The organism is Sphingomonas sp. 66-10 (genome assembly GCF_001897045.1).
GTDB classification, from domain to species: domain Bacteria; phylum Pseudomonadota; class Alphaproteobacteria; order Sphingomonadales; family Sphingomonadaceae; genus Sphingomonas; species Sphingomonas lycopersici.
This window is the reverse complement of sequence record NZ_MKRR01000167.1, coordinates 9,756-13,106: the sequence shown is the minus strand read 5'-3', so window position 1 is coordinate 13,106 and position 3,351 is coordinate 9,756. Positions and strand designations below refer to the sequence as shown.

The window sequence follows — 3,351 nt, the reverse complement described above, 5'->3', positions numbered from 1 at the left end:
CCGGTGCGCACTCGGCTCGCCGGGCTGGAGCCGTTCACGATGGCGGGTTGATACCGACCATCGTTCGCCCTGACCCCGGATCAAGTCCGGGGGAAGGGCTGTACTTCTTGGCCAGAAGGGCAGGGCTTCGACAAGCTCAGCCCGAACGGAAATGAATCGATCGCTATGACTGCTACCCCCTCTTCCACCTCCTTCGTCAACGTCGGCGAGCGCACCAATGTCACCGGATCGGCGGCGTTCAAGAAGCTGATCATGGCGGGCGATTATACCCGCGCGGTCGAGGTCGCGCGGCAGCAGGTCGAGAATGGCGCGCAGGTGATCGACGTCAACATGGACGAAGGCCTGCTCGATGCGGTCGAGGCGATGACCACCTTCCTCAAGCTGATCGCCGCCGAGCCCGATATCGCGCGCGTCCCGATCATGATCGACAGCTCGAAATGGGAGGTGATCGAGGCCGGGCTGAAATGCGTCTCGGGCAAGCCGATCGTCAATTCGATCAGCATGAAGGAGGGCGTCGAGCCGTTCCTGGCCTATGCGCGCAAATGCATGGCCTATGGCGCGGCGGTGGTCGTCATGGCGTTCGACGAGACCGGGCAGGCCGATACCCAGGCGCGGAAGATCGAGATTTGCGAGCGCGCGTACAAGCTGCTCACCGGGATCGGCTTTCCGCCCGAGGATATCATCTTCGATCCCAATGTCTTCGCGGTCGCGACCGGGATCGAGGAGCATAATAATTACGGCGTCGACTTCATCGAGGCGACGCGCGAGATCAAGGCGCGCTGCCCGCATGTCCATATCTCGGGTGGGCTGTCGAACCTCAGCTTCTCGTTCCGCGGCAACGAGCCGGTGCGCCGCGCGATGCATTCGGTGTTCCTCTATCATGCGATCCCCGCGGGGATGGACATGGCGATCGTCAACGCGGGGCAACTCGACGTTTACGATACGATAGACCCCGAACTTCGCACCGCATGTGAAGATGTCGTGCTCAACCGCGACCCCGAGGCGGGCGAGCGGCTGGTCGCGCTGGCGGAGAAGTTCCGCGGCAATGATGCGGCGGCGGAGAAAGCGGCCGAGGAATGGCGCGGCTGGCCGGTCGGCAAGCGGCTGGAACATGCGCTGGTCAAGGGGATCGACGCGCATATCGTCGCCGATACCGAGGAGGCGCGGCTGTCGCTGCCGCGCCCGATCGAGGTGATCGAAGGCCCGCTGATGGACGGGATGAACGTCGTCGGCGACCTGTTCGGCGCGGGCAAGATGTTCCTGCCGCAAGTCGTGAAGTCGGCGCGCGTGATGAAGAAGGCGGTCGCGCACCTCCTGCCGTTCATCGAGGCGGAAAAGGAGGCCGGCGCCAAGGCCAAGGGCCGGATCGTGATGGCGACGGTGAAGGGCGACGTCCACGATATCGGCAAGAACATCGTCGGGGTCGTGTTGCAGTGCAACGGCTTCGAGGTGGTCGATCTCGGCGTGATGGTGCCGTGGTCGACGATCCTCGCCGCGGCGAACGAGAATGACGCCGATATGATCGGGCTTTCCGGCCTGATCACCCCGAGCCTCGACGAGATGGTGACGGTCGGCGAGGAGATGGAACGCGCGGGCATGAAGATGCCGCTGCTGATCGGCGGCGCGACCACCTCCAAGGTCCATACCGCGCTGCGCATCGCGCCGGCCTATTCGGGACCGGTGGTGCATGTGCTCGACGCCAGCCGCGCGGTCGGCGTCGCCACGACGCTGGTCAGCGATACCCAGCGCGACGATTATGTCGTCAAGGTCGCGGAGGAATATGCCGCGGTGCGCCGTGCGCGCGAGGGCAAGGGGCAGAACGAGCTGCTCCCGCTCGCCAAGGCGCGCGCCAACGGCTTCGTCGCGGATATGGCGCTCAAGCCGCCCGCGCCGCTGCAGCCGGGCATTCACGCGTTTCGCGACTGGGATCTCGCCTCGCTGCGCGATTATATCGACTGGACGCCGTTCTTCCGCGCGTGGGAGCTGGCCGGGGTGTTCCCGGCGATCCTCGATGATGCGGTGGTCGGCGAAAGCGCGCGCTCGCTGTACGACGATGCGCAGAAGATGCTCGATCGCATCGTCGCCGAGAAATGGCTCACCGCGCGCGCCGTCGTCGGGCTGTGGCCGTGCGCGCGGCACGAGGACGATGTGATCGTCGACCTTAAGGGCGATTTCAACGCCGAGGAATTGAAGGGGCTCGACCTGCTCGATCTGGTCCAGGGGACCGACGTGGTGCGGCTCCCCTTCCTGCGCCAGCAGATCGTCAAGCGCGAGGGGCGGGCGAATATGTGCCTCGCCGATTTCGTCGATCCCAAGGGCGACTGGATCGGCGGGTTCGCGGTGTCGATCCACGGCATCGAGCCGCATCTCGCGCGGTTCAAGGCGGCGATCGACGATTATTCGGATATCCTGTTGAAGGCGCTGGCGGATCGTCTCGCCGAAGCGATGGCGGAGGCGCTCCACCAGCATGTCCGCACGACCCTGTGGGGCTATGCCCCCGACGAGCAGCTCGATAACGAGGCGCTGATCCGCGAGAAATATCGCGGCATCCGCCCCGCGCCGGGCTATCCGGCCTGCCCCGAGCATAGCCTCAAATCGACCTTGTTCGAGATGCTCGACGCGCATCACGCCACGGGGATCAGCCTGACCGAGAGCTTCGCGATGCTGCCGACCGCGGCGGTTTCGGGTTTCTACTTCGGCCACCCGCAGGCGGAATATTTCGGTGTCGCGCGGATCGGCGAGGATCAGGTGAGCGATTATGCCGCGCGGCGCGGGGTCGATCTGGAGCGCGCGAAGCGGTTGCTGCGGCCGAATCTGGATTGAGGATTTCGCGCATTACCTCTCCCCGTTCGCCCCTGAGCTTGTCGAAGCCGTGTAACTTTTCTTCCGGCGAAGAAAGTACAGCCCTTCGACAAGCTCAGGGCGAACGGAGAGGAGGCTAAATCAACCCCTTGGCGCGCAGGCTGACATGCCCTTGCGCCCCGATCACGATATGGTCGTGGACCGCGATCCCCAGCGGGCGCGCGGCGTCGGCGATCGCGCGGGTGATGTCGATATCCGCGCGGCTCGGCGCCGGGTCCCCCGAGGGGTGGTTGTGGACCAGAATGATCGCCGCCGCGCCGAGATCGATCGCGCGGCGGATCACCTCGCGGACATGCACCGAGGCCTGGTCGATCGAGCCCTGGCTCATCACCTCGTCGCGGATCAGCATGTTGCGGGTGTTGAGATGGAGCACGCGGAAACGCTCGATCGCGTGATGCGCCATATCGGCGTGGAGATAGTCGAGCAGCGCCTGCCAATTGCCGAGCACCGGCCGCGCCGCGACCGCGCCGTGCAGCAGCCGCAACGCGG

The 3,351-nt window shown here is 65.4% G+C and carries 2 protein-coding genes; one reads left to right on the top strand and one right to left on the bottom strand.

Features of this window, described 5'->3' with window-relative positions; genetic code table 11:
• The first annotated feature begins 165 nt into the window (after positions 1 to 165).
• Positions 166 to 2,823 carry a methionine synthase gene (metH, locus tag BGN95_RS26100; RefSeq protein WP_286774521.1) on the top strand — a complete coding sequence of 886 codons (2,658 nt, stop codon included), beginning with the start codon at positions 166 to 168 and terminating at the stop codon, positions 2,821 to 2,823.
• Between the two features lie 115 nt (positions 2,824 to 2,938).
• Here metH and BGN95_RS26095 read toward each other — a convergent pair.
• A partial coding sequence (locus BGN95_RS26095; protein WP_286774520.1) for a JAB domain-containing protein occupies positions 2,939 to 3,351 on the bottom strand: 413 nt, incomplete at its 5' end.